The organism is Paenibacillus sp. FSL P4-0127, from assembly GCF_038007325.1.
Lineage (GTDB): Bacteria > Bacillota > Bacilli > Paenibacillales > Paenibacillaceae > Fontibacillus > Fontibacillus macerans.
The window spans coordinates 4,285,886-4,305,798 of the sequence record NZ_JBBOWY010000001.1; the positions used below are offsets into that span (position 1 = coordinate 4,285,886).

At 51.5% G+C, this 19,913-nt stretch carries 17 protein-coding genes; 15 read left to right on the top strand and 2 right to left on the bottom strand.

The features are described 5' to 3' along the window. Positions 1-199: 199 nt before the first annotated feature. Positions 200-1,573 carry a DJ-1/PfpI family protein gene (locus NYE74_RS19305; RefSeq protein WP_124332065.1) on the top strand — a complete coding sequence of 458 codons (1,374 nt, stop codon included), beginning with the start codon at positions 200-202 and terminating at the stop codon, positions 1,571-1,573. A gap of 71 nt (positions 1,574-1,644) precedes the next feature. Here NYE74_RS19305 and NYE74_RS19310 read toward each other — a convergent pair whose 3' ends face one another. Beyond that, entirely contained in the window at positions 1,645-3,069 is a 1,425-nt protein-coding gene (locus NYE74_RS19310; protein WP_124332066.1) for an MDR family MFS transporter, read from the bottom strand. Between the two features lie 104 nt (positions 3,070-3,173). Between NYE74_RS19310 and NYE74_RS19315 the strand changes: the two genes are divergently transcribed. The 13 genes from NYE74_RS19315 to NYE74_RS19375 all read left to right on the top strand — a co-directional run bounded on the left by NYE74_RS19315 (position 3,174) and on the right by NYE74_RS19375 (position 17,533). Continuing rightward, positions 3,174-3,752 (top strand): TetR/AcrR family transcriptional regulator, encoded by a 579-nt coding sequence (locus tag NYE74_RS19315; RefSeq protein WP_124332067.1) that lies wholly within the window; start codon positions 3,174-3,176, stop codon positions 3,750-3,752. A gap of 157 nt (positions 3,753-3,909) precedes the next feature. Continuing rightward, positions 3,910-5,343, top strand: a complete 1,434-nt coding sequence (locus NYE74_RS19320) for an SWIM zinc finger family protein (RefSeq protein WP_124332068.1) — start codon at positions 3,910-3,912, stop codon at positions 5,341-5,343. Positions 5,344-5,398: 55 nt separating this feature from the next. After that, positions 5,399-7,249 carry a HEAT repeat domain-containing protein gene (locus NYE74_RS19325; RefSeq protein WP_240751785.1) on the top strand — a complete coding sequence of 617 codons (1,851 nt, stop codon included), beginning with the start codon at positions 5,399-5,401 and terminating at the stop codon, positions 7,247-7,249. A 39-nt stretch (positions 7,250-7,288) separates the two neighbouring features. Then, complete coding sequence (locus NYE74_RS19330; RefSeq protein ID WP_115311182.1) at positions 7,289-8,389, top strand: ATP-binding protein; 1,101 nt, start codon at positions 7,289-7,291, stop codon at positions 8,387-8,389. After that, on the top strand, positions 8,386-10,746 hold the full coding sequence (locus NYE74_RS19335; protein WP_341005123.1) for a DUF5682 family protein: 2,361 nt from the start codon (positions 8,386-8,388) through the stop codon (positions 10,744-10,746). The genes NYE74_RS19330 and NYE74_RS19335 overlap by 4 nt, the downstream gene beginning before the upstream one ends. 2 nt (positions 10,747-10,748) lie before the next feature. After that, positions 10,749-11,966, top strand: coding sequence for a VWA domain-containing protein (locus NYE74_RS19340; protein ID WP_124332072.1), 1,218 nt, complete (start codon positions 10,749-10,751; stop codon positions 11,964-11,966). Between the two features lie 48 nt (positions 11,967-12,014). Next, the gene (locus NYE74_RS19345) at positions 12,015-12,617 is read left to right on the top strand and encodes a DUF1349 domain-containing protein (protein ID WP_124332073.1); all 603 of its coding nucleotides are present in this window, start codon (positions 12,015-12,017) and stop codon (positions 12,615-12,617) included. Between the two features lie 132 nt (positions 12,618-12,749). After that, positions 12,750-13,391 carry an HAD family hydrolase gene (locus tag NYE74_RS19350; RefSeq protein WP_124332074.1) on the top strand — a complete coding sequence of 214 codons (642 nt, stop codon included), beginning with the start codon at positions 12,750-12,752 and terminating at the stop codon, positions 13,389-13,391. A gap of 38 nt (positions 13,392-13,429) precedes the next feature. Further along, entirely contained in the window at positions 13,430-14,065 is a 636-nt protein-coding gene (locus tag NYE74_RS19355; RefSeq protein WP_124332075.1) for a pyridoxamine 5'-phosphate oxidase family protein, read from the top strand. A gap of 516 nt (positions 14,066-14,581) precedes the next feature. Beyond that, on the top strand, positions 14,582-14,752 hold the full coding sequence (locus tag NYE74_RS19360; protein ID WP_170179988.1) for a hypothetical protein: 171 nt from the start codon (positions 14,582-14,584) through the stop codon (positions 14,750-14,752). A 31-nt stretch (positions 14,753-14,783) separates the two neighbouring features. Continuing rightward, on the top strand, positions 14,784-15,239 hold the full coding sequence (locus NYE74_RS19365) for an NUDIX hydrolase (protein WP_270618754.1): 456 nt from the start codon (positions 14,784-14,786) through the stop codon (positions 15,237-15,239). Between the two features lie 207 nt (positions 15,240-15,446). After that, the gene (locus NYE74_RS19370; RefSeq protein ID WP_124332217.1) at positions 15,447-15,740 is read left to right on the top strand and encodes a putative quinol monooxygenase; all 294 of its coding nucleotides are present in this window, start codon (positions 15,447-15,449) and stop codon (positions 15,738-15,740) included. A gap of 314 nt (positions 15,741-16,054) precedes the next feature. Beyond that, positions 16,055-17,533, top strand: a complete 1,479-nt coding sequence (locus NYE74_RS19375) for an Lsa family ABC-F type ribosomal protection protein (protein WP_213510715.1) — start codon at positions 16,055-16,057, stop codon at positions 17,531-17,533. Positions 17,534-17,603: 70 nt separating this feature from the next. On the opposite strand, the gene NYE74_RS19380 is transcribed toward NYE74_RS19375, so the two are convergent. Then, positions 17,604-19,274 (bottom strand): stalk domain-containing protein, encoded by a 1,671-nt coding sequence (locus tag NYE74_RS19380; protein ID WP_213510716.1) that lies wholly within the window; start codon positions 19,272-19,274, stop codon positions 17,604-17,606. Positions 19,275-19,546: 272 nt separating this feature from the next. On the opposite strand from NYE74_RS19380, the gene NYE74_RS19385 reads away from it, so the two are divergent. Next, positions 19,547-19,888 (top strand): phage tail protein, encoded by a 342-nt coding sequence (locus NYE74_RS19385; RefSeq protein ID WP_036622883.1) that lies wholly within the window; start codon positions 19,547-19,549, stop codon positions 19,886-19,888. Positions 19,889-19,913 lie beyond the last annotated feature (25 nt).

Here is a 19,913-nt window from a genome sequence, read left to right on the forward strand (position 1 = left end):
AAAGGGCCGGTCAGCTATGATAATAGAAAGAAACAAGCATTCGGCCGCTGCTCGAGAAAAGTCCTCTACCTGGACCTTAGTCGAGGGAAAATTCAGTCTTCGGGCGAGTTTATTAATTTGCCTTCTCCTCTTATTCTTAAGAAATGAAAGTAAGTAACAATTAATGATTAACTAGAGAAAATCAAGGGAGAGAAGGCGAGTGAGAAAAGTATGGCGTTTCATCGTGTATGTGTTTGTTTTCGTTCTGGTTGTGGGGGGAACCGGTGCGATTGGTTTCATGAGCACGATGCAGGAGGCTATGTCGGTTTACGATAAGCCGGTTCCTGCATCTTTACAAAACATCCAAGCTCCTGCCTATGATTCGAAAAAGCCGACCGTGGCCGTTATTATGGCGAATGAAGTGACCGAGGTGTTTGATTTTCTCGTACCCTACGAAATGTTCTCCATGACGGGTTCGTACAATGTGTTTGCGGCGGCTCCCGACAAAAACATCAAATCGTTGACGGGCGGCCTTGATGTCGTACCGCAGTACACTTTTGACGAGTTGGACAAAATGACGGGTAAAAGTCCGGATATCATCGTGATTCCTTACATGCCGATTTTGGATGAGACAAAATACAAGCCTGTCCGCGATTGGATCAGGAAACACTCAGGCCAGGAAACGATTTTGTTGTCTATTTGCAATGGGGCGGAAAATTTGGCGGATACCGGGTTGCTGAACGGGAAAGCTGCGGCAACGCATTGGGGAGATATCGGCAGATTGGAAAAGAAATATTCCGCAGTGACTTGGAAAAGGGATCAGCGTTATGTACCTGACGGCAACATAGTCTCCTCGGCCGGTCTGACTTCGGGGATCGATGCCACGCTGTACGTCATATCCCGGCACTTGGGGGAGCCGGCGGCGAAGAAAGTGGCGGAGGAAATGAATTACCCTTCCTACGATTTTGTTGAGCATCCGCAAATGGAGCCTTTTACGGCCGGATTAAGCGATATCGTCTATGTTTTGAACAATGCGTTTCAATGGAGCAAGAAAAAGAACGGGGTAATGCTGTATAACGGGACCGACGAGCTGATGTTAGCCTCAGCTTTTGATACGTACGGGGCTTCCGGTACGACGACAACCTTGACGATATCAAGCAAACAAGGGCCGGTCGTTACCCGGCACGGTCTGAATTTGATCGCCCGGTATCAAATAGCGAATGCTCCGCAACTCGACAAAATAATTTTTGTGGGGCCGGACGTTAAAACGCTCGCTGCGGACGATATCCGAAACTGGAATAAAAATGGCGGAAAGGCGGAGCAGCTTTATCTGCACAGCGATGTGCCGGAGCGATTCGCGATGGAGCCTGCGTTTGAAGATTTAGCGCAGCAGGAAGATATCCGGACGGCGAAGTTCGCCGCCAAGCGGCTTGAGTATCGCGCCACAAGCCAGCTTAAGCTTGGAGGAGCGCCATTTTCGTATGAAGCGTTCGGAATACCGATTGGTGTCGGCTTGTTGTCGCTGTTCGTTGTTTATTGGGTAGAAAGACGTATCATAAGGAGAAAGACGTTTTCGCGAAGTTTTGTCGAGTAACACAAAATGAAGTTCTAAAGAAGGGGTCAACCAGAATTGGTTGATCCCTTTTTTAAGTGAAGGTAACTGACTTAATTGTTACTATATTTTTTATTAGGTAAGAAGGCTATAAAAAGGAGTGAAATTAAAGTGAAGCCGACTGTCCACATAAATGTATGATTAAAAGCCGTGTTCCGCGTCGTTATACTGATAACAGATTGAGAGGTCATTTGATTTTGCAAGATGATTGCAAGCACTGAAGCACCAAAAGCTCCCCCGATTTGCTGTAGAATCCGAGTGGCGCTGCTGGCATGCGGGACCTGTTTTTTACTTAATCCTTCATAAGCTGTTGCCATAACAGGGAGCATAACTCCGCCAAGTCCTCCGCCACGGACAACGAGGGCAATGGCCAGCAGAAATTCGCTGGTATTGGCGCGGCAAAAGGCAAAGGGAATGGTTCCGAATATTGTTAGAAGGGTACCGCAGAGCACGATCCATCGAGAGCCGATTGTATCTGTAAGTTTACCTGCTAATGAACGCGTCAATAACATCCCTATACCTTGAGGAATCAATAATAACCCTGAAGCGAGAACACTCTCCCCGCGAACTTGTTGATAATAGAGTGGTAGTAATAACATGCCTCCATAAGAGGATAGACCTGATAAAAACAAAAGGCAAGAAGATGCGGTAAAAGGCATGCTTTTAAATATACGTATATCGATTACTGGATTGTTAGGCTTTCTTAAAACATAAAGGCAGAATACCAGCAGAAATAAAACTCCAACGACAATAGGGACGATGACTGAACTATGCAAAAAGCCATGATCTGAGCTGACTTTGGTAAGCCCATAAATAATCAACACGATACTAGGCGATAACAAGGATAAACCAAGGATATCTAGTTTCTGAGGCTGATTTGGGGCATCATCTTTGGGTAAACCCCATACGGCCAGGATTAAAGCGATGAAACAAACAGGAAGATTGACATAAAAAATCCAACGCCAGTTAAGATAATTAATAATAACCCCACCTAATACAGGTCCAAGAATAGGCCCGATCAGTACAGGTAAACCAACAATGGCCATTAATTTACCTAATTTCTCTCCGCCAGCTGCCCGCACAATCATGGTCTGCATGATTGGCATCATCAAGCCACCGCCCATTCCTTGAACCACTCTAAAGGTGATGAGACTTCCCACATTCCATGCCAAACTTGATAAAACAGACCCAATTAAAAATAAACTTAAAGCCAATATCCATATGTTTTTACCGCCAAAACGGTCAAGTGCCCATCCTGAAATAGGAATAACAATGCCAAGGGCAATTAAATAACTCGTCATTACCCACTGAATCGTTGAAACGGACGCGTGTAAAGCATTTCCAAGCGTATCGATTGCGACATTCATTATGGTGGTATCGAATAAAGGGGCTAGAAGTCCAACCAACAGAATCCATGCCATTTTCATAACGGCTGGATCTATTTTTTTATTGGCTGTTTGTTCAATTTGTTTATCCATGCATATTCACTCCTTTTCACCATTGGATACTCCGAGTATCTTATTCGGGTTTATGATATAATAATCTCATAAGAAACGCAACGTATTTTATTGGAGGGTTAAATATGAATAAGAAAAATGAAGGTGAGTTTACGACTAGACGAAGAGGCGCGGAATTAGAAGCCGCCATTCTTCAAGCGGCATGGAATGAACTGTTGGAGGTTGGTTTTCCGAGTCTTACAATAGAAGGGGTTGCTGCCCGGGCTCAAACCAGTAAGCCAGTTATTTATCGGCGTTGGCCGAATCGCGAGGAGCTTGTCTTGGCAGCAATTCAGAATATTTTACCGGCACCACCGGAGGAAGTCCCTAATACTGGCAATCTGCGAAGCGATGTCATCATCGTATTGAATCGATTGAATGAAATGCTCCGTCAAATTGGGCCAGAAACGATTCATGGATTAATGTCTGTTCTAACGGGCATCCCCTTATCCGAATTGATCAGTTTCCGCAGAACCAATACCATGCAAACCATTTTGAATCGGGCAGTAGAGCGAGGAGAAATTAGGCGGGAGAAAATTACTCCACGAATTGCAAGGCTGCCTGTTGATCTTATAAGACATGAGGTGTTGATTACCTATGAACCTGTGTCACAGGACACAATTGCTGAAATTGTGGATGAGATTTTTTTACCGTTAATTAAGTGAATCTTTTTAGGCAAACATAAATAAATAAGAATATATGTTCCCGTTAGGACTTTAGTAGGTAGGGAAGGCTGCGAATATTAGGTATTATATAGAAGAAAGACTTATATGATAATTTTGGCAGAGCAGTAAACTTACCGATGGCGGAGGGGAACTACGTTTGATTGAGATTACGGAAACTTGGATCGACTCACTGGCCCCGAATAGCGCGGCGATTAAGAACGGCCAGGATTTAAACAGAAAAGGCAAGTATATCGAGCTGCACCGGTCCGCGGATGGACAGGTGCTATTTGGCTTGTGTGCGGGAAGCGGAAAGACGCCTTACGCGCCATCCGCGGATTTCGCCGTTCCCGACAAACCGGTGATGCGCTGCAGCTGTCCGAGCCGGCAATTCCCGTGCAAACATGTATTGGGTCTCTTGTATGCCTATGCGGAAGGAAAGCCATTCATGGAGGCGGAAGTGCCCGCGGATCTGGCGGCCAAACGGGAGAAAGCCGGAAAGCGGGAAGAGAAGAAAGCGCAGGAAGCCGCTGCCGGAGCCGATGCCAAGCCGAAAAAAGTCAATAAATCAGCGCTGAAGAAAAAAATCGCGGCGCAACTGGAAGGGCTGGAGCTGCTCGAGAAGTTAACGCAATCTTTGATCCGGCGCGGACTCGGGACCTTGGATGCCAAGGAGCTTAAGGTGATTCAGGAACATATGAAGCAAATGAAAAGCCACTATTTGGCCGGCGCGCAAATTCAGCTTGGCAAGCTGCTGCTGATCTTGTCGGAGCGGCAAAATCCGGAGCAAGCCTATTCGTTGGCCGCCGGGCAGCTTGCCGTCATTCATGCCTTCATTAAAAAAGGCAGAGCGCATCTGTCCGCAAGGCTGGAAGATCCCGAGCTGGCGCTGGACCATGAGTCTTCCATCGAGGAATGGCTAGGGCATGCCTGGCAGCTGACCGAACTGAAGGAGGCGGGATTGGCCGCTCCGGGAACCGAGCTGATTCAGCTGGCCTTTTTAAGCTATGATGATGCTGCCCGGCAGGAATACGTCGACTGCGGTTATTGGATTCAGCCGGATAGCGGGGAAATTCATTATACGGTACAGTACCGTCCCTATAAAGCGGCGAAATTGATACGAGAAGAAGACAGCTTTTTCGAGGTGGCCGTCGTGCCGGAGCTTTACCGCTACCCCGGCGATCTGAACCGGCGCATCCGCTTCGAATCGATGACCGCCAGAGCTTTGGAAGAGCAGGATCTGGGCCAAATTCGCCGCTGCGCCGCTCCATCTTTCGCCGAGACCGTCAAACGGGTCAAAAACCAGCTAAAAAATCCGCTGGGCGATTCTAACCCGGTCGTGCTGCTGGCTGTAGCAAAGGTAGTCGCCGATTCGGAAGGCCGGCTGTTTATTGCCGACGCACAAGGGGACACGCTGGAGCTTCGCGATGTATTGGACGACGGAACCGTTCAGCTTATGAAATTTTTGCCGGATGAGCACCTTCAGGACATCGCCGTGCTGGGGATGTTTCAACATGATTCCCTAAGCGGCCGGCTAACGGTTCAGCCGCTCAGTATTTTAAGCCAACAAGAGCTGATACGATTGCTTTATTAGTCCGGGTTAACAACGACAACCTCTACTAATAAGCCGAATTGGAGGAACATGCATAATGAGTCAGGCCATATTGTTTGAGCTGAACGATGAAATCCGGCGCCTTTATATTGCCGGCAGCGATCTGGCGTCCGGGGATTATAGATTGAAACGGTTGGTTCCGGCTTTGCAGCAGTTGGGAGAACGGGCTCCGGTATTTAAAAAACTGGCCGAAGGCACCGCGTCTTTAATTGCCGAAGACAGCGGAGCGGATTCGGCCCGGCGGCTGCAGGACGTCAATCTTCTCCTTCAGTCGGTGCTGCGCACCCAGGGCAAAGGTTCCGCCGCGGGCGAGACGGTTATGCTGCACAACAAACCCGTTTCCTTAAAGACGTTCGCATCCTTCCGGAAATTGTCCGCGGTCCGCCATGCGCTTACCACCCGGGGCGGCGGGCGCCATGAAATCATCGTCGAAGCGTTCCGCGATGGATTGTTTCAGGATCTTCGCCTGCTTCCGTTTGCCTTGGAAGCGTTGAACGACCCTTATGCGGAAATTGCCGAGTTTGCGATGACGGACATTTTGCCGTCTTATGGCGCTGAAATCGTGCCGCATCTGATCCGAAGCTTTGAGCCCGCCGGAGGGAAGCTTGAAGCGCGCAAGCTGACCGTTATCGCAAGGAGCGGCGGCGAACAAGCGCGGCCTGTCATTTATGAGGCCGCCGTTTCGGGTTCCGATGAAGTGCGGACGACGGCGATTCGTCTGCTTGCGGGGTACGCCGAATATGAGGGGGCTTTGCTCGAATTCAGCCGCGACAAGAAGAAGAGCATTCGCGAAGCGGCGTATCAGGCGCTGGCGGACAGCGACTCGGCAAGCGCGGCCGAACGTCTGTATGAGGCTTCCAAAGGCAAAGACAGCGAACTGGTAGGCCCGGCGTTAAACCGAAGCCGATCGGAACGGTTGAACGGGTGGCTGGCCAGGGATTTTGCCAAACTGATTCAATCTGTGGAAGCGGGCGTAGCGGATAGGGAGAAAACGCAGGAAAGCTCGATGTTGGCGAGACGCTATTTCTGGGCGCTTCACCATAAAACGATGCCTGAGCTGGAGGAGATTTATTTAAGAGTTCTACGGAACTATACTCACTATGCTTACACGCTTGGCTGGACTTTTTTAACGAACGCAGCGCTGCAGTACATAACCAAAACCGGCTCCGGCGAGGGGCGCGAGCTTGTCAGGGCTGCGATAAAAATCGAACTGAAAAAAACGGCGGGAACGAACACGTATGTGCGTGAAACCTTTGTTAAGGCGCAGTCCGCATTGCCTCCGGAACACTTGTATGAGGAGTATGCCGGCATTCTGCAAGACCGGTTGGCTGCTTCGTCCGTCAGCAAAAGCGCCAACTACTGCAAGCACTTGCTCGATACGTTGGAAGGTTTGGTCATTGACCGCAGGTATCGGGAAGCGGAGCCGGTATGGACGAGTGAACGGAGGAGCTATGCATATTACGTGGAAATGCCGTCGCCGGAGCAAATCGCCGCAGCATGGGACCCGCGCTGGCTGGATCATTTCATTGCCCTCAATCATCTGGCCTTGGTCAGCGCTTTCGCCCGGCCGGGACATGAGGCTGCCGCTTCCTATTTGCTTGCTAAGCTGGGCAAATCGCCGGAATTTCGCAACCGTTTTGCCAATTTGGCGGCCATGGGGCTGGTTCGCGCGGGAATCCCGGAGAAAGAGCTGCATGAAGCGCTCATCCGGGCTTTGGAAGACGAGCGGAATACGGAATGCCACGAAATCGAACCGTTTCTGTTCGACCAGCTTTGCCGTCTTCCCGCCTCCTATGCGGACCGGATCCGCAAGGCCATGCCCAAATTCGTTGGCAGCAGCGTAGAGCAGTTGGGGTATATTTTAAAAACGATGGAGTCGTCCATTTAAGGGGTCTCATATTTTTATCATAAAGGAGCGATGGCGGTGATGAGTACGGAATCCGCGATGCAGGAGATGATGCGCAAGCCTGCGGAGCTTTTGTATCAGGAAGAACTGCAGGCTTTGATCCGTGAGGATCAAGGGAAAATCCCGGCCGGGTGGCAAATGTCCCCGCAGTCGGTGCTTAAGTTTATCGTCGGGGGAACCGCGGGGAGTCAGGCGATCACCCCGAAATATATCGGGAACCCGCGTCTCGTTGAAATGGCGATTGCGACGCTGGTGACAGACCGCGCTTTGCTGTTGATCGGCGAGCCGGGAACGGCCAAGTCCTGGCTGTCGGAGAATCTGGCCGCAGCCATTTACGGCAACTCCGGGCTGGTTGTGCAGGGAACGGCGGGGACGACGGAAGAGCAGGTCCGCTATTCCTGGAACTATGCCATGCTGCTGGCCCAGGGGCCAACGCCGGAGGCGCTGGTGAAGAGCCCGATCATGCGGGCGATGGAAGCGGGCGGCATCGCCCGCTTTGAGGAAATTTCCCGCTGCGCCTCCGAGGTGCAGGACGCTTTGATTTCGATTTTATCGGAGAAGACGATCTCGATTCCCGAGCTAGGCAAAGAGCTGAACGCGCGCAAAGGATTCAGCATTATCGCTACGGCCAACACCCGCGACCGCGGGGTCAATGAAATGTCGACGGCGCTGAAACGCCGCTTTAACATGATCGTGCTGCCGGCGCCGGCCGACCTTGAAACCGAAGTGGAAATCGTCAGGAAGCGCGTCGCCGAAATCGCCGCATCCTATGACCTGCAGGCGGCCGTTCCCGCAGACGAAGCGCTGCAAAAGATAGTGACGATCTTCAGAGAGCTGCGCAGCGGCATGACGCTGGACAAAAAAGAAAAGGTGAAATCCCCGGCCGGGGTCATTTCCACGGCGGAAGCCATTTCACTGCTCACGAACAGCATGGCGCTGGCGGCCAGCTTTGGCGGCGGAGAAATCACCGATGAAGATTTGGCCGCAGGGCTGCAGGGGGCGATCGTGAAGGATGACGACAAGGACCGTCTCGTATGGAAAGAATATTTGGACAACGTGATGAAAAAACGCGGAGCAAGCTGGCGCGGCCTCTACAACGCCTGCAAGGAGATGAATCAATGAAGCCGGCGAGCGGTGCTGGAGTGCAGATCTTTGGCGTCCGGCACCTGTCTCCGGCCGGCGCTTACCATGTGGCCGACTTCCTCGATCAGATAAAGCCAACGGCGGTACTGATTGAGGGCCCGGCGGACGCTTCCCCCGAAATCGCGCATTTGACGAACACCTCGACCAAGCCGCCGGTGGCGATTTTGGCCTTCACCGAGGAAGTGCCGGTCCGGACCGCGCTCTGGCCGTTCGCCGTGTATTCCCCGGAATATCAGGCAATGCTCTGGGCTCGAAAACATGGTGCGTACTGCGCCTTTATCGATTTGCCTTCGTCTTCCGCGGTTTGTCTGCAGGATGCGCGCGGCGCCGCCCGGGAGCGGGAAGAAGACCGGCCGAACGGCAGCGCCGCTCCTCTCCCGGAGGGAGAAGGCCGCGTGACGGAAGGGGGCGCTGAGCCGGAAAGCTCCTTGTACGGCAGGATTACGGCAATCGCCGGCGAATACGACTATGACGCGTATTGGGAACGTAACTTTGAGCACAATTTGCGTCCGGATGCCTACCGTCAGGCCATTCTGGCGTACTCGGGACAAATGCGGGAGCTGACCGCGGAGCGGGAGCGCCGCGGCCAAAGGCTCGAATACGCCTATAATGCGGTGCGCGAAGCGTATATGTGCCGGCAAATTGCCGATGCGGTCGCTGCGGGACATAAGCCCGAACAGGTCGTGGTCATTTGCGGGGCGTATCACGCTTCCGCCCTCAAGGATCTGTCCCTTGCCATGAGCGACGAAGAAATATCGCAGCTTCCTTCCCGCAAGACGAAGCTGACGCTGATGCCGTATTCCTATTTGCGGCTTTCGTCTTTGACCGGGTATGGAGCGGGGAACATTGCGCCGTACTATTTTGAAATGATGTGGGAGCAGATGCAGCGGGGTACGCTGGAGGAGCTGCCGCATCGTTATCTCGCTTCGGCGGCCGCGGATTTGCGAAGGACGGGAACGCACCGCTCCACGGCAGAGGTGATCGAGGCGGTCAGGCTCGCCGAATCCTTGTCGGCCCTGCATGGCGGCAGCCTGCCGGTACTGATGGACCTGAGAGATGCGGCCAAAACGCTCCTGGGGCGCGGAGAACTCGCCGTGGTCGCCGAATCGCTCGCGCGTACGGAGGTGGGGACGGCGATCGGGGCCCTGGCCGAAGGGGTCAGCCAAACGCCGATTCAGGACGACGTGAACCGCCAGCTGAAGCGGCTTAAACTGGAGAAATACAAAACCGCGGTTGCCCAGGATTTGGTCCTCGACCTGCGGGAAAACCGGCGGGTTAATTCCGAGGAAGCGGCCTATCTTGATTTGAACCGCTCGATCTGGTTCCATCGTTTGAAGCTGCTCGGCATTCATTTTGTCAAAGACCGGGCCAGGTCCGCCGGCCAGGCGGTGTGGTCGGAGCATTGGATCGTCCAGTGGTCCCCGGAAGTGGAAATCGAAGTCGTGGAATCCAATTTGCTGGGCGAAACCGTAGAAACCGCCGCGGCCTTCGTTTTGCAGCAGCGGCTGGAGGAATGCTCCACGATCAAGGAGGCTTCCGCGCTGCTCTCCGTTGCCTATGAGTGCGGGATGATCCGGCAGATGGAGGCCGGCCGATCGGCCTTGCAAAGCCTGGCGGTCCAGAGCCGGAATGTCGTGGAAATCGCGGACGCGGCGGGAATCCTGTCGCAGCTTGTCCGCTTCGGCGGGATCCGCAGAATCGATACGGCCCCGTTAATCCCATTGCTGCAGCAATTGTTTTTGCGCGCGGCTTTGTTTCTGCAAGAGGCGAGCCGATGCAATGATGAGGCGGCGCAGGCGATGGCGGAAGCGATGAACGAGCTAAGCCATATCGCCGCAGAGCATAGCGCCGAAGTGGATGAAGGGCTGTGGGTTGAGGAGTTGACCGCTTTATCGGACAGAGATGATGCCCACCCCAGGCTGTCCGGTCTGGCGTGCGCGATTTTGCTGGAGCGGGGAGAGCTTACGGCCGAGCAATGCGCTGCCGAAGTTTCGCGCCGGCTCTCGCCGGGGATTCCGGCCGACCTGGGCGCAGGCTGGTTCGAAGGTCTGGCGATGCGCAACCGGTATGCGCTTCTGTCGCGGATGAGCCTATGGGAGCAGCTTAACGCGTATATCAGCGCGCTGGAGGATCACGAGTTTGTGCGGGCGCTGGTCTTTTTGCGCCGTGCTTTCAGCGCTTTCAGCCAGAAGGAAAAAACGATGGTCGTCGAGCTGCTTGGCGAATTGTGGGGCGTTAAGCCGCAGCAGGCGGCCGAAATCATGATGGATGAGCTTAAGGAGGATGAAGCCCGGATGCTGGATGAACTTAATGATTTCGATTTTGAGGATTTATAGACATGGCTGAAGCGGTAAACCAACAACAGGCTTTGGCCCGCTGGCGGCTTATTCTGGGCGCGGCCGCCGCAGGGGAGCTTGACCGGTACGGCAGCGGCGGGCAAGTGGAGCTCTCGGAAGATGAGTTGATTATGGATCGAGCGCTTGCCGCCATTTACGATCAAACGGCGGAGGGCGGAGAAGGAGCAAGCGGGGGCAGCGGTGCTGGCGCTCGCGGTGCGGGCCAGGGGAAATCCGCGCCCCGCCTGGCGCAGTGGCTTGGCGACGTAAGGACTTTTTTTCCGAAAGACGTGGTGTCCGTAATCCAGAATGATGCGATGGAACGCAAAGGCTGGAAGCAGCTTTTGTTCGAACCGGAGGTGCTGGCCACCGTTAAACCGGATATTCGCCTTGTCGGAACGCTGCTGTCGCTCAAAGGAAAAATTCCGGAGAAGACAAAGGACACCGCGCGAATGCTTGTGCAGGCGGTGGTCGATGATCTGGTCAAACGGATGAGCCATGAGCTCCAAAGAGCGGTCACCGGGGCGTTAAACCGCCGGCAGCATACACCGCTGTCCTCGCTGAGCGGTATCGACTGGAAGCGGACGATTCAGCGGAATCTGAAGCATTACGATGCAGAGCATAAGCGAATCGTCCCGGAAAGGTTTTATTACTTTGACCGCGCCAAGCGCAGCAAGGAATGGACGGTCATCGTCGATATCGACCAGAGCGGCTCCATGGCGGAATCGGTGATCTGGGCGTCGGTGATCGGGTCCATTTTTGCCAGCATTCCGGCGCTGGACACGCGTGTGGTCGTTTTCGATACCGAGGTGGTCGATCTGACCGAGCAATGCGCGAACGATCCGGTGGATATGCTGTTCGGCATTCAGCTCGGGGGAGGCACGAATATCGACAAATCCGTGGCCTATTGCGAACAATTCATTAAAGAACCGAAGAAAACGTTGTTCATCCTGATCTCCGATCTTTATGAGGGGGGCAATCAATCCCGGCTGATCCGGCGGATGCGGGAAATGAGGGAAGCCGGCGTCAAGACGCTAGGGTTGCTCGCCCTGTCGGATGAAGGAACACCGTTTTACGATGAACAGTTGGCCAGGGCTTTTGCTAGGGACGGGACTCCTTGTTTTGCCTGTACGCCTGCGATGTTGCCGCAATTGGTGGAAGGTGCGCTGCAAGGCAAGGATTTAGCGGAGTTGGTGAAGCGGTTGGAAAACAAGGATTAAGAATCGCCTCTTGGCATTAAGAGGCTATCCTAAGGAGGAGTTTGGCAAATGACCAAAAGCATATTGAATTGGGAGACAGGGCGCTGGATGAATGCGCCTTTGTCCGTGAAGCAGGAGGGGAGCTGCCTAAAGGTTGTTCCGGAAAAAGGCAGGGATTTTTGGAAGAAGACACTTTACGGTTTTGAGTTTGAGGACGGCGCGGCCCTGTTAACCGGCTGGCCGGCGGACAAAGCGGTGGAGGTGTCGTTTTTGCTGACGACTTTCACCGAATTGTATGATCAGGCCGGTATTATGCTGTACCACGGACCAGGCCAGTGGATCAAAGCGGGCGTTGAAATCAACGATGGAATTCCCCAGTTGTCCGCCGTAGTCACGGATGGGTATTCGGACTGGTCCTTAACGGCCGTACCCGAATGGGCGGGCGAAGAGGTGACCATCCGCGCTTCCCTCATGAACGATGCCGTCATTATACGGGCGCGTACGGAGCGCCATGCCTGGCGCACCATCCGCGTGGCTCGTTTCCCTTACCTTTCCGGCAATCAAGCCGGCCCTTTCACGTGTTCCCCGACGCGCGACGGCCTGGAGGTTACGTTTACTGGCTGGGCTTTCGCCGAGCAAGACCAGGATCTTCATAAAGATCCGCCGGTTTGAGTGCTAAAGCGAAATGCCATTATTGAACTCGGCCGCAGATTCCTCGCGCGGTTCATTATTTGCTATGATATATGCTCAAATGAGCATCGCTTAACGTTATGTGACAAAATACGAGCACAAGGAGTATCCTGCATGCTGAAAGCATTTATTTTTGATATGGACGGCGTAATTATTGATAGCGAACCGCTGCATTTCGAAGTTGATCTGTACACGTTAAACTCGATCGGCATTGCCAGCAGCAAAGAAGAGCTGGAGCAATACGTGGGGATGACCAATCCGGAAATGTGGAGATTAATCAAGGCTGAATATCAATTGGCGCATTCGATTGAGGAATTGATTCAGCTGCAATTAACGAAAAAGCTCGCTTATTTGGATGAATCGGACATCGAACCCATTTCCGGGATCCGAGAGCTCATTCAGGAATTGCGTGATAGGAACATTCCGATCGGCTTGGCCTCATCGTCCCCCAGAGTATTTATCGAAAAGGTGTTGAGCAAATTCAACATCCTGCATGAATTCGCATGCATCACAAGCGGGGAAGAGGTTCCCCAGGGGAAACCCGCTCCGGATGTCTATTTGGAAACCGCGCGGGCGATGAACGTGGAGCCGGAGCATTGCTGTGTCCTGGAGGACGCCAAACACGGGGTGGCAGCAGCGAAAAACGCCGGTATGCAATGCATCGGATTCGTGAATCCAAACTCCGGGAATCAAGATTTGTCGGCGGCTGATTTTATCGTCAACTCCATCGCAGAAGTAAAAATCCGGGAACTATAGCACGCGCCCATAAGATCATCCGCTGGGGGGAATTTCAAGTGAAAGCATCTATTTTTAATGACATCGTTACTTCGGAGGAGGAGCTCCGGACGTTATGCGGATTTCCGAAGGAATTGGTTAAGAACAAAGCGGTAACGGTCATAGACCGGCATTGCCGGGACTTTATTTCCAAGTCTCCGCTCATCTTCCTGTCCACTGCCGATTCGGCGGGCTCTTGCGATGTATCTCCGCGGGGAGATGCCGCCGGCTTTGTACACGTTATGGATGACCGCCATTTGGTTATTCCCGAACGTCCCGGAAATAAACGATTCGACTCTCTGCGGAACATTCTCGAAAATCCGAGGATCGGATTGATTTTTATGATTCCCGGGCTGGGGGAGACGTTAAGAATCAACGGACGGGCCTGGATCGTGAAAGATCGGGAGATCCTGAAGAATATGGAGGCTTTCGGAAAAGTTCCGGTGCTGGGGATCGGAGTGGAAGTCGAGGAATGTTATATGCATTGCGCCAAAGCATTCAAACGTTCGCATGTGTGGGACGATCACTACTGGCCGAAACAAGAGGAGTTGCCGAACCCGGCAAAAATTATCGCCGCCCATGCGGAAAAATTAAAACTTTCCGCCGATGAGGTGGCCGCTTCGCTAAAGGAAAGCTATGAGCAGCGATTATACTAAGCCGTCGTTAGGGCTTATCAAACGAATCGGTTACGCGGCAAGTGTGGTCACCGTTGGGTTATGGGCGGTTCTGCTGTGGTTTAATCCTTATTTTAACGGCTTGGATCGGATTAGCTTTTTGATTACATTGATTATGCTGGTTCTCCCGGCTGTTTTATTTTCCGTGGGTCTTGCTTTGTCCCGGAGTCTAATTTTATTGATTTCGTTCATCTGGAGTTTTCCGTACAGCTTGTATATGCTGCTGACACCCAGCATTTTTAAGCTGTTTGGCGTTACGTGCTTCATTTATTTATTGTGTTTCGTGCTGTTTCGAGCAAATAAGATAAAGTATTAAATTAGGCTGAACTTAAAAATCGGTGTTTGATAAGGCGGCTGCTGAATGACCAACCGCCGCGGCTGGGCCTGCAAAATAGCGGCACTTTATGTTCTTATTATCCGGAGCCAGGCGTGTCCATCCCCAATAGCGGAATTTTTTGTTCTTATTTTTCCTTTAAGTGGCCCAGAAGGCGGCATTCCTTGAGCTTTGAGAAAATAGCGGCACAAATTTCCTCTATTTTCCCAAAATTGATGGATATCGCTGGAATAACGCCATTTATGTACTTATGTTTTTCTATGGAATTTCTCAGGGAGCCTGGTTTTTGCAGTTTTTCTGATATTGCTTTGTCAAATGCCGTTTCTATTTTGTGACATTAACAACCAGGCAAAGAAGTGATCCTTTATGGGCTATATTATGGATATAAGAAAGATTGTGGGTACCAGACCCTTAATTATGGTGGGGGCTTGTGTTGTAGTTATAGATGGCGACTTCATTTTGCTGGAGAGAAGAACGGATAACGGCATGTGGGGGTTACCCGGAGGATCGCTGGAACCTGGGGAATCGTTGGAGCAAGTAGCCCGGAGAGAATTGTTTGAAGAGACGGGGTTGGAGGCCGTTCAGCTTGAGTTGATGGATGTTTTTTCGGGGCATGAGCTTTATTACAAGTATCCGCACGGGGACGAAGTTTATAACGTGGTAACTGCTTATTTGTGCAAAACGTATCGCGGAACGATCCGTAAAGAGGATGCCGAAGTGGAAGAGATCCGTTTTTTTGAAGCCAATCAATTGCCGGACAACATCAATCCGCCGGATCGGCCGATCATTAGAGCATATTTAAGTCTACAAAATCATTTCTAAATTGAGGGTGTATTCAATCATGAAAATCGCTTACGCCCTATTCGATGGGATTACTTGCCTGGATTTGATTGGAGGGAGAATCTTAGGCGTGCACTTGAAAGCCAGCCTAGGCTAAGGAATCTCTATAGCACACGCCTGTTCGAGGAATTTTTGCTGTTTTTTAGAAAATGTAATACTATGGAAATAAAACGGAAAGGGATGGAACAGGTGATTATTATTCATGCCGGGTTTCAAGTAGATCCAATGAAAGAAGCAAGTTTTTTGGAAGAGATTGCTCCGCTGATACAAGCCTCGAGAAATGAAGCCGGTAATATATCGTACCGACTGTATAAAGATACGGAAAAAGAACATGCGTTTACGATGATTGAAGTCTGGGAAGATTCGGCTGCAGTGGATTCCCATAATTCCAGTGAACATTTTACCTCATTCGTGGCCAAGGCGAGTCAATTTTTAACCGAACCGTTGGATATAAAAGTTTATAGTGGGCAGCCTTTGACGTGATAACGCAGGGCCTTATCGGCCATCCTGGCGTTGAATGGTTGAATTTAGAAAACAGCTATGTTAAGATACAAATAATTTAAATGACAGGAGCTGAAGAGGATAATGGATTTTTCTTGCTAAGAATTATAAAACAACAAAGCGAAAATGGTTTCGCATGTTTTATTTTTCCTATGCAAGAAAGTTGCTTATCCTTTTCACTCAAACGGAATATCCTGATCTGATGCCATAAGTGGGCCAGATTTGCTGTATTTGATTTGAGCTGCGGGAAAGTAACTTTCTTGCGGCTCAAATTTTTTTTGCAGGAGGATCGTTTCATGTCATTAATTAAAGTAACGAATCTGACTTTTGCCTATGAGGGCAGTTACGATAACATTTTTGAAGACGTCAGCTTTCAAATCGATACCGCTTGGAAACTAGGCTTTACGGGGCGGAACGGCAGGGGGAAAACGACGTTTCTGAACCTGCTTCAGGACAAATACGAATACAGCGGGCATATTTCCGCCGACGTCGGCTTTGAGTATTTTCCTTTCCATATCAACAACCCGGAATATCTGACCATGGATGTCGTCAGCGAAATATTTCCGGACTACGTCAACTGGGAACTCATGCGCGAATTGAACTTGCTGAAGGTGTCCGAGGATGTGTTGTACCGGCCGTTTGCGTCCTTGTCGAACGGCGAGCAGACGAAGGTGATGCTTGCGGCCTTGTTCCTGAAGGAAAACCGCTTCCTGCTCATCGACGAACCGACCAACCATTTGGACATGGAAGGGCGAAAGCTCGTGAGCGATTATTTGGCGGACAAAAGCGGTTTTATTCTAGTCTCGCACGACCGGGCGTTTTTGGACAACTGCGTGGATCATATCCTGTCCATCAACAAAACGAATATCGAAATTCAGAAGGGCAATTTTTCCGATTGGTGGGAAAACAAACAGCTGCAGGATAATTATGAGCTTTCCGAAAACGAAAAGCTTAAAAAAGATATCAAACGTTTGTCGGAAGCGGCGAAACGGACGAGCAACTGGTCGCATGAAGTGGAAAAAACGAAAAACGGTACGAGAAACTCCGGGTCGAAGGTGGATAAAGGATATGTCGGCCACAAAGCCGCCAAGATGATGAAGCGTTCCAAATCGATGGAACAACGGCAGCAATCCGCGATTGATGAAAAGTCCAAGCTGTTGAAAAACATTGAAACGGCGGAGAGTCTAAAGATCACGCAGCTTACGTTTCATAACTCCCGGCTGGCCCAGCTTGAGCGTGTTTCGATTTTTTACGGGGAGAAGGCGGTTTGCGAGGATATCAGCTTTACGATCGAGCAGGGGGAGCGGATTGCGCTTTCCGGGAAAAACGGCTCCGGCAAATCGAGCATCATGAAGCTTATTTGCGGCGAGGAGATCAGCTACACGGGAACGCTAAGAATTGGAAGTCAACTTAAAATATCTTATGTCAACCAAGATACTTCCCATCTCCAAGGCAATTTAACGGACTATGCCCGTAGTGAAGGAATTGATGAAAGCCTCTTTAAGGCGATCTTAAGAAAGCTGGATTTTTCCCGAATCCAATTCGAAAAGGACATGGCGGCATTTAGCGGCGGTCAAAAAAAGAAAGTGCTGATCGCGAGAAGTCTCTGCGAGCAAGCCCATCTCCTGGTCTGGGACGAACCGCTGAATTTCATCGACGTCATTTCGCGCATGCAAATCGAAGTACTGCTGCTGCAATACGCGCCGACCATCCTTTTCGTGGAGCATGACCGCGAATTTTGCGACCGTATTGCCACCAAGATTGTCGAACTATAGAGTTGTCGGCTAAACGAAGAGGCCGCCTTAAAAGGAATTATCCTTTTGAGGGCGGCCTCTTTCGTGTGCGCTAATCCGGCAGGATCAGGCCGACTGCGCTGTTCCCCATCGACTGGACGTAAATGCCAAGCTGTTCGGAAACAAAGCGGACAGGGACGAAGGTGGTGCCCCCGACCATCATCGGAGCCGCATCGGTCTCTACGCGTTTTCCGTTTACGAGGATGGTTTTTTCTCCGACCGTAAGTTCAAGCTCGCGGTTTTTCCCGTGTATCGTTACTTTGCGCGCCGATTTATCCCATTTCACGTTAGCCCCCAGCGTTTCCGATACGAACCGGAGCGGCACGTAAAATCTCCCTTTATTGTTGAAAGGGGCTTTGTCCAATTTTACAAATTTCCCCAAAACATATACGTCCTGAGTCTGGCGGAACAATATGTCCGGAAATGGCTCGTAGGTCGTAAGCAGCACTTCGGCGCCTGCTTCCTTCAACCTTTGGATCACGGCAGCGGAGCCGGACGGTTCACGGTAATCAACGATATTGCCTTCGATATCGAGCAGCTTCAGTTTCGGGCCGGGCTGGATTCCTTCGATCGAAGCGAGCAGATTATGGCTGAGATGGGCGTATTCAAGCTCAGGCCACGCATTGATGACGGCGATCGAAGACAGGCGATTGGCGGCTGCGTTAAAGGTGCGAAGCCGGGACAAGCCGCGCAGCGGGTCGACCGTTTCGATCTGGTTCATGCTGATATCGAGGGATTCCAGCTTCGTAAGCCCGGTTAGCGGTGCGACATCTTTCAAACCGACCGCCGGGAGCGACAGCCGGGTTAGATTCGGGAACGCTTTAACGGTTTCAGGATGCCGAAGGTTCGGATTCTGTCCTGTATATAGTTCTTCCAGGCGGGAAAGCGAAGCGATTGGCGATAAATCATGTATGCGCGCTGCTTCCACGTTTAACTTAACGAGTCCGGTCAGTCCGCTTAACGCTTCCAGCCCAATCGGCTTCGGATGGGGGGTGTCGCTGGCGAGGGTCAAATCGGCGAACGACAGCTCCGTCAGTCCTTTAAGTCCGCGCAGCGGTTCCAAATCAACGAGCGGGTTCGCATCCAGCTCAAGCTTATGGAGCTTCGGCAAGTGGCCGATGGGAGACAGGTCCGCGACATGGTTTCCGGTCAAATCCAGTTCTTCGAGGGAAGTCAGACCGCGGAGCGGCTTAAGATCCGACAGCCCGCCGTTATACTGCAATGTCAATCGCTTCAGGTTGTTCAAGTTTTGCAACCCGTCAAGCGACTTAAGTGAACCCGAAGATATGGTAAGATCCTCGAGTTTGCTTAGTTTACTTAGCGGGGCAACGTCTTTGATGCGATGCTCAGGTTGAAAAGGGTGTGTATAGTCCGGTGCGATATACAGCCGTTGCAAATGGGCGAAATGCTGAAGCCCCTCAAGGCTTTGAATGCCGGGAAACATTCCGGCCGATCCGGCGCCCGCACCGTTTTGCGCACCCTCAGCCATGGCGTCATAGGACTTCGAGGTATCGATCTCCGTGATGCGCGCGGCGTCCTCGGCGGTAATCGGTCCGGAAGGTTTGCCGAGGAGGGAGCGGACGATTTTTTCCAGCACGGGGTCCTCAATGGTTATGGAGTCGGAAGAAGCCGCCGACGCGGCGGATGACAGGAAAAGCGGGATCGACAGCAGCAGCAAAAGAAAAAGCGTTTGTATCTTGACCAATTTAAAGCTCCATTTCATAGGAATTCACCTCTAAAATCTGAAAAATTCGGAATATCATTTAGACGGCGATATATGGAATAAGTTTCGCTCCGCACTTAAGCGCCGGCAAAAGAACCGGCCAGGTTCAATCCATCCGCCTACACAGATCTCTTAAAGCGCACTGCAGCATCGATTAAAATTTCAATATTAAATGGTTGACTTTCATGCTAATATCTACTTAGTCTATGATGTTTGTCACGGACAAAAGCGGGAATCTCGATATATTCCGTGAATTCTAAAGGAGGATGTATATGATGAAAAGTTATTACAAAAAAGCTCTGATCCTCGGTGCCCTGGGAGTGATGTTAACGGCAGGCGCAGTGGTTAATCCCGGGCAGGCGGAAGCGTCGACAGATCCGTATTTAGGCGAGATTCAGCTGTTCCCCTACAGCTTCACCCCGGAAGGCTGGATGAAAGCCGAAGGCCAGGAGTTGTCGATTTCTCAAAACCCAACTTTATATTCCTTGCTCGGAACAAAATTCGGCGGGAACGGTCAAACGACGTTTGCGCTGCCGGACTTGCGCGGAGCTTCGCCGATGCCGGGGGTTTCCTATTATATTTCTATAAACGGTGCGTTCCCGCCTCGCGAGTAGGAATCGCAAACATGGAAGATGAGGT

Excerpts from the sequence above, each read along its gene's own strand:
- NYE74_RS19325 (WP_240751785.1), top strand. The coding sequence starts at position 5,399 with ATGAGTCAGGCCATATTGTTTGAGCTGAACGATGAAATCCGGCGCCTT.
- NYE74_RS19350 (WP_124332074.1), top strand. The coding sequence starts at position 12,750 with ATGCTGAAAGCATTTATTTTTGATATGGACGGCGTAATTATTGATAGC.
- NYE74_RS19335 (WP_341005123.1), top strand. The coding sequence starts at position 8,386 with ATGAAGCCGGCGAGCGGTGCTGGAGTGCAGATCTTTGGCGTCCGGCAC.
- NYE74_RS19380 (WP_213510716.1), bottom strand. The coding sequence starts at position 19,274 with ATGAAATGGAGCTTTAAATTGGTCAAGATACAAACGCTTTTTCTTTTG.
- NYE74_RS19385 (WP_036622883.1), top strand. The coding sequence starts at position 19,547 with ATGATGAAAAGTTATTACAAAAAAGCTCTGATCCTCGGTGCCCTGGGA.
- NYE74_RS19315 (WP_124332067.1), top strand. The coding sequence starts at position 3,174 with ATGAATAAGAAAAATGAAGGTGAGTTTACGACTAGACGAAGAGGCGCG.
- NYE74_RS19375 (WP_213510715.1), top strand. The coding sequence starts at position 16,055 with ATGTCATTAATTAAAGTAACGAATCTGACTTTTGCCTATGAGGGCAGT.
- NYE74_RS19365 (WP_270618754.1), top strand. The coding sequence starts at position 14,784 with ATGGGCTATATTATGGATATAAGAAAGATTGTGGGTACCAGACCCTTA.
- NYE74_RS19310 (WP_124332066.1), bottom strand. The coding sequence starts at position 3,069 with ATGGATAAACAAATTGAACAAACAGCCAATAAAAAAATAGATCCAGCC.
- NYE74_RS19345 (WP_124332073.1), top strand. The coding sequence starts at position 12,015 with ATGACCAAAAGCATATTGAATTGGGAGACAGGGCGCTGGATGAATGCG.
- NYE74_RS19340 (WP_124332072.1), top strand. The coding sequence starts at position 10,749 with ATGGCTGAAGCGGTAAACCAACAACAGGCTTTGGCCCGCTGGCGGCTT.
- NYE74_RS19330 (WP_115311182.1), top strand. The coding sequence starts at position 7,289 with ATGAGTACGGAATCCGCGATGCAGGAGATGATGCGCAAGCCTGCGGAG.